Source organism: Eubacterium aggregans (genome assembly GCF_900107815.1).
Lineage (GTDB): Bacteria > Bacillota > Clostridia > Eubacteriales > Eubacteriaceae > Eubacterium_O > Eubacterium_O aggregans.
The window spans coordinates 95559-102253 of sequence record NZ_FNRK01000011.1 but is presented as its reverse complement, the minus strand read 5'-3'; the positions used below and the strand labels follow the sequence as shown (position 1 = coordinate 102253).

Genomic DNA, 6695 nt, shown 5'->3' with positions numbered 1-6695 from the left:
GGAAAAGCCGCTGGGCGGATAATATCATGATTGAACGGTGGTTCCGCAGCTTTAAGTATGAGGAAGCCTACTTGACCCAATACAATAATATCAGAGAAGCGCGGGTCGCCATCGGACACTACATCCATACCTATAATTTTGAGCGGTGCCACTCCTCCTTGGATTATAAAAGACCTGCTGAATGTTACTACCCTGCCATGCTTCTGCCTTATGTTGTTTGATTTATTTAGCCGTATCAAGATCTCATTTGTTTGCCTTCCCACACCTTACTAACACACCTGCCTATTATTCATTATAAATCCTTCGGATTTTTGTCTTGACAAGCGCACCATTATATATTGGCATTCATTTATGAAATTGAATGGAGACTCAGGTGCAAGGTCTGATCGTTTTTCAATTAAGGACTCTGTGCTTATTGAGATGCCGATTCCATACCCAGGTTCGAAAGAGCAACTAAAAATCGGGGAATATTTAACACAACTCGACAACCTTATCACCCTTCATCAGCGTAAGCTTTTAAAGCTGAAAAATATTAAAAAATCCATGTTGGAAAAAATGTTTCCGAAAAATGGCGAGACGATCCCTGAAATCAGATTTAAGGGATTTACTAATCCTTGGGAACAGCGTAAGGCATCTGAATTGTTTGTTGCAACAGCTGATAAAGGGTATCCAGAGTTACCAGTTTTATCTGCAACGCAAGACCGAGGAATGATTAAACGAGATGATAACAACATCAATATCTTCCACGATAAGAAGAATGAGGAAGGCTACAAAAGAGTTCTGCCAGGGCAGTTTGTTATACACCTTCGTTCCTTTCAAGGTGGTTTCGCACATTCAGCGATAGAGGGTATAACCTCGCCTGCTTACACAGTTTTCGGCTTCAAAGAGCAAGAAAACCATAACGATATTTTTTGGAAATATATCTTCGCTTCCAAAGAGTTTATAAGGCGATTAGAAAACGTGACCTATGGTATTCGTGACGGCAGAAGCATCAGTTATGATGAATTCTTGACTATGAGTTTTCTGTATCCAAAAGCTCGTGAACAAAAGCATATAGCTGGTTATCTATCCACTCTCGACCACCTCATCACCCTTCATCAACGTAAGGCTGAAAAACTGCAGAATATCAAGAAATCTTTGCTGGAAAAGATGTTCGTTTCAGAGTAAACTCAGGAAAAGATAAAAAAGCCACCCTCAGCAGGTGACTTTTAGATAATTCTTGTCCTATAGATTAAAAAGATCGGAGTGGCTGCCGGTATCCACAAGGGTTAAGGTCAGAATATCATCTTCAATAAGATAGATCAGTAACCAGTCGGGTTGGATATGGCATTCATGAAACCCCTCCAGAGAACCTTTGAGGGTATGATCATAATATTTCTCCGGTAGTTTCTGGCCCTTGCGAAGCATTTCGATAACAGCATCGAGACGGATAAGGCTAAGGCCGCGCTTTTTTATCCGCTTATAGCCTTTTTTATAGGCGGTGGTAAATTTTAAAGTATACATTTAGTCGGCATCTAATGCTTTTTTCAAATCGTCCAGGGTCGTATAGCCCTTTACTTCGGGGTCTCTGGAAATTTTCCGGGCTTGTGCCATGGCGGACAGGGTCTTTTGGTTATAGCTCGGCAGGGCGACCTCAAAAGGAAGGCCACCACGGAGAATGCATTGGCGCAGGAAGATGTTAACGGCACCGGACATATCCATGCCGAGATCGTTGAATAAGCTGGTGGCCTGGGTTTTGACCTGGGTGTCAATTCGAATTTGGGTTGGTGTTGTTGCCATTGTTATCAACTCCTTTCATGATTATTTTACTACGATTAGTATACAATGTCAATCAAATAAAGGAAAAATGGACACCGCATATGGAGCTGATGGGGTTCAAAGCTGAAAATTGTAGGATAAAAAATGCCGTTAGTTTGGGAACAGCGGAAGTTGGGGGAACTTGGAATTATTATGACAGGTTCAACACCGTCAACCAGTCATAGTGAATACTATTCAGATGATGGAATTCCGTGGGTAACACCTACTGATATTACCAGCAATCTAATAAGCGATACTCCGAGAAAGTTAAGCAAAGATGGAGAAAAAGTTGGGCGAGTAGTCCCTCCAAATACTATCCTTGTTACCTGTATTGCAAGTATAGGGAAAAACTCTTTATTACAAGTAAAAGGCAGCTTTAATCAGCAGATAAACAGTCTTACGCCAAATGAAGAAAACGACCCTTATTTTCTGATTACAGAAAGTGAGTTGTGGTCTGCACAAATGAAGCGAAAAGCTGCTGCTGCCACAATGCAAATAGTAAATAAAACAGGCTTCTCCGAGATAGTAACATCAGTACCGACTAAAGCCGAGCAGCAGCAAATTGGCGCATATTTTAAGCACCTCGACAACCTCATCACCCTTCATCAGCGTAAGCTTTTAAAGCTGAAAAAATCAAAATCCTGGATAAAAGAACGAATAATTGAAAGAATTGGAGGAAAAGAAGATGCCATTTAGGAAAGAATCGGAATTTGAAGAGGCCCTTGTTGGATTATTGTCAGAAAAGGGATGGGAAAGAGAGGTCATTGCTTATCCAACGGAGAAGGAGTTGGTAGACAATTGGGCGAAAATCATTTTCGATAATAACCGGGGTATTGATCGTCTGAATGATTATCCCCTGACGGACGGAGAAATGCAGCAAATCATCGAGCAGATCAGAGGCCTTCGGACACCGCTGAAACTCAATGGCTTTATTATTGATAAATTTGTGACCATTACCCGGGATCACCCGGAGGATATCCTTCATTTCGGTAAGGAGGTTGGCCTTAAGATTTATGATCGCCGGGAGATTGCCGCGGGGCAAAGCCGATACCAGATCGTACAGCAGCCGCTGTTTCCTACGGCATCTAAGGTTTTAAGCGATCGCCGGGGAGACCTGATGCTGCTGATTAATGGGATGCCGGTTATCCATATTGAGTTGAAGCGCAGTGGTGTGCCAGTGAGCCAGGCGGTGCATCAAATCGAAAAATACGCCCATTCCGGCATCTTTACGGGTTTATTTGCCCTGGTGCAGATCTTTGTGGCCATGAACCCTGAGGAGATGCTGTATTTTGCCAATCCGGGACCGGATGGGCGTTTTAATCCCGATTATTATTTTCATTGGGCAGATTTTGATAATGAGCCCATTAATGATTGGAAGCGTATTGCTGACCAATTTCTTTCCATTCCCATGGCCCATGAACTCATTGGCTATTATACTGTCGCCGATAATGCGGACGGGATATTGAAGGTGATGCGCAGCTATCAATTTTATGCTGCCAATGCGATTTCAGATAAGGTATCTAAAACCAAGTGGGACAGCGGTACCCAGCTTGGGGGCTTTATCTGGCACACTACGGGCTCAGGAAAGACCATGACCAGTTTTAAATCAGCTCAGCTTATCGCCAATTCCAGAGATGCGGATAAGGTGGTTTTTCTGACCGATCGAATTGAGCTGGGCACCCAGTCTTTAAAGGAATACCGGGCCTTTGCCGAGGAAAATGAGACAGTACAGGCGACAGAAAATACAAATGTTCTCATTACTAAGCTTAAGAGTGGGAACCACGCCGATGGTCTTATTGTAACATCAATCCAAAAAATGAGTAATATCAAAGCGGAGGACGGTGGATTGAGTGATTGGGATATAGAGAAAATTAATGAAAAGCGCCTGGTATTCATCGTGGATGAGGCACACCGCTCCACCTTTGGAGATATGCTGATTACCATTAAAGCAACTTTTTCAAGAGCTGTGTTTTTCGGATTTACCGGTACGCCCATCCATGAGGAGAACCAGAAGAAGATGAGTACGACGGCTATGGTGTTTGGTGGTGAGCTCCATCGCTACAGCATTGCCGATGGAATCCGGGATAAAAATGTTCTGGGCTTCGATCCCTACAAGGTTTTGACTTTTAGGGATCAGGATGTGCGAAAGGTGGTTGCTTTATCACGGGCAAAGGCAGAAACAGAGGCAGAGGTTTTTGATAATCCGGAAAAAACCACGGTTTATTACAACTATCTGGATAAGTTAAAGGTGCCGATGGCAGGGTATATTGGAGCGGATGGCGGGTATGTAAAGGGCATTGAGGATTATTTACCAAACAGTCAATACCGGACCCCAGAGCACCGGGAAAAGGTAGTGGAGGATATCCGGGATCATTGGACGACCCTTAGCCATAACGGAAAATTCCATGCTATTTTTGCCACGGCCAGTATCCCAGAGGCCATTGTCTATTATCGTACAATCAAGAAGATGATCCCTGCACTGCGAACGACCTGTTTATTTGATCCGACCATTGATAATAATGGGGGTGTGGCTTTCAAGGAAGAGGGGTTGGTGGAAGTCATCACGGATTATAATCGGCGCTATGGACAGGCTTTTTCCGTTCCACGACATGGTGCTTTTAAAAAGGATATTGCCATGCGTCTGGCCCATAAAGAACAGTACAAGCGGATTGAGAATACATCAGAGGAACAGCTGGATCTACTGATTGTCGTGGATCAAATGCTGACGGGTTTTGACTCGAAGTGGGTGAATACCCTGTATATGGATAAGGTATTGGAATATGAAAATATTATTCAGGCCTTTTCCAGAACTAACCGATTGTTTGGGCCCGAGAAGCCCTTCGGGGTGATTCGCTATTATCGGCGTCCCCATACCATGGCGGGGTATATTAATGCAGCGGTTAAGCTCTACTCCGGAGATAAGCCGATTGTGCTGTTCGCCCAGAAGCTTCCCTACCATTTGGAGAAAATGAATACCGCATATCAAGAAATTCTCGGTATTTTCACCCAAGCGGGGATACCGGATTTTGAGAAGCTGCCCAAGGATTTAGCGGAGTGCGGAAAGTTTGCTTCGCTGTTTAAGACGTTGACGGATTATCTGGAGGCCGCCAGGGTTCAGGGGTTTAAATGGGATCAATTAAGCTATACCTTGGAGGATGGGGAAAAGAAGAGCACAGTAGAATTAGCCTTTGATGAAGGGCGTTATTTAGTATTGGCGAAACGCTATAAGGAATTGTCCACTCGCGGGGGAGAGGATGGCGGTGGTAATGAAGAGCTGCCCTTTGATCTCGATGGATATCTGACTCAGATTGATACCGGTGTGATTGATGCGGATTTCATGAACAGCCGTTTTCAGAAATATTTAAAGCTGATTCAACAGCCCGGGACCTCAGAAAAGTTAACTCAGGAGGCGCTGAATGAGCTGCACAAGACCTTTGCAGCCCTGAGCCAGGAGGAACAAAAATATGCGAATATCTTTTTACATGATGTTCAGCGTGGCGATGTTGTTCCAGCGGCAGGAAGAACCCTTCGGGACTATATTACAGAATACCAATACAAGGCAAAGGACGATCAGATTCGTCATTTTTCAGATATTCTCGGGTTAGACGAGGACAAGCTCCGGGGGCTAATGGGCCGCCATCTCTCGGAGACCAGCATTAATGAGTATGGTTATTTTGATGATTTGAAGGCATCAATGGTGAAAGAGAAGGCACAAGCGTATTTTGAAGGGGTTGAAGGAAAGCCCATTATTGCACCGAGGGTGAACCGGATGGCGGATCAACTGCTGCGGGATTTTATTCTTTCTGAGGGATTTGACGTCGGTGATGAATAGGCGTTGATTTTTATTTGGAGCAATGCGGACCGTTTTAATAAAACGGAGGTTTAATGATGTTAGGTGAAATTAAGCGGACAGATGCTTTTTGTGAGTATTATTCAAAATGGATTATGGTTTATAAGCAGGGAGCCATTCGACAGGTGACCATGGATAAATACACAATGACCCATAAGTGGCTTGAAAAGCTCATCCCCAGGGTAAAAATATGTGAGGTGACACGCATCGTATACCAGCAGCTTCTCAATGATTATGCCCTTTGTCACGAGAGGCAAACCACCATGGATTTCCACCATCAGCTTAAGGGCGCGATATTGGATGCAGTGGATGAAGGCTTAATTAAACGAGATCCTACACGAAAGGCGATTATAAAAGGAAAAACACCCCGGGAGAAGAAACCCAAATACTTAAATCAATTTGAGCTGCATACATTGCTCACGGCCTTGGAGCTTAAACCCAAGGTGGGATGGGATTGGTTCATTCTGCTCTCGGCAAAAACAGGAATGCGCTTTTCCGAAGCCCTTGCCCTGACGCCCCGGGATTTCGATTTTTCCCATCAGACCTTATCGATTAACAAAACCTGGGATTATAAAGGGAATGGTGGTTTTATGCCGACAAAGAATAAATCCTCGATTCGGAAAATCCAAATTGATTGGCAAACGGTTATCCAGTTTTCTGAATTAATCAAGGGGTTACCGGAGGACGATCCAATTTTTGTGGGAGGCAAGGTATATAATTCGACAGCGAATGATATTTTGGCAAGGTATTGCAGGAAGGCAAAGGTTCCAGTAATCTCAATTCATGGTTTGCGGCATACCCATGCGTCACTTTTGTTGTTTGCCGGGGTGTCAATTGCCAGTGTTGCACGGCGGCTTGGTCACGCCAGTATGACGACGACCCAAAAAACTTATTTACATATTATTCAAGAGCTTGAAAATAAGGATATCGATTTAGTGATGCGCTCTCTATCTGGCTTAAGCTAGGATGGCGTTGTAGTTGGACAAGGTCCGCAATTGTTTCAACTTCATCTTCCAACCCCATTCTGAAAAGGACTTGCAATTCATAA

At 43.9% G+C, this 6695-nt stretch carries 7 protein-coding genes; 5 read left to right on the top strand and 2 right to left on the bottom strand.

From position 1 onward, the window contains the following. On the top strand, nt 1–221 hold a 221-nt coding region (locus tag BLW33_RS07960), incomplete at its 5' end, for an integrase core domain-containing protein (protein WP_143032599.1). 70 nt (nt 222–291) lie between these two features. Next, a complete protein-coding gene (locus tag BLW33_RS07955) occupies nt 292–1167 on the top strand; it encodes a restriction endonuclease subunit S (RefSeq protein WP_341456152.1) in 876 nt (291 codons plus the stop codon). 57 nt (nt 1168–1224) lie between these two features. Here BLW33_RS07955 and BLW33_RS07950 read toward each other — a convergent pair whose 3' ends face one another. Further along, nucleotides 1225–1503, bottom strand: a complete 279-nt coding sequence (locus BLW33_RS07950) for a type II toxin-antitoxin system YafQ family toxin (protein WP_090307340.1) — start codon at nt 1501–1503, stop codon at nt 1225–1227. Then, nucleotides 1504–1779: a type II toxin-antitoxin system RelB/DinJ family antitoxin gene (locus tag BLW33_RS07945; protein WP_090307337.1), complete on the bottom strand. Its 276-nt coding sequence runs from the start codon at nt 1777–1779 to the stop codon at nt 1504–1506. 123 nt (nt 1780–1902) lie between these two features. Between BLW33_RS07945 and BLW33_RS07940 the strand changes: the two genes are divergently transcribed. Genes BLW33_RS07940 through BLW33_RS07930 form a run of 3 tightly spaced genes read left to right on the top strand, consistent with a single transcriptional unit; the run spans nt 1903 to nt 6612 of the window. Further along, complete coding sequence (locus tag BLW33_RS07940; RefSeq protein ID WP_090307335.1) at nt 1903–2493, top strand: restriction endonuclease subunit S; 591 nt, start codon at nt 1903–1905, stop codon at nt 2491–2493. Further along, nucleotides 2483–5629, top strand: a complete 3147-nt coding sequence (locus tag BLW33_RS07935) for a type I restriction endonuclease subunit R, EcoR124 family (RefSeq protein WP_090307331.1) — start codon at nt 2483–2485, stop codon at nt 5627–5629. The genes BLW33_RS07940 and BLW33_RS07935 overlap by 11 nt, the downstream gene beginning before the upstream one ends. A gap of 56 nt (nt 5630–5685) precedes the next feature. Further along, nucleotides 5686–6612: a site-specific integrase gene (locus tag BLW33_RS07930; RefSeq protein WP_090307329.1), complete on the top strand. Its 927-nt coding sequence runs from the start codon at nt 5686–5688 to the stop codon at nt 6610–6612. The last annotated feature ends 83 nt before the right edge of the window (nt 6613–6695 follow it).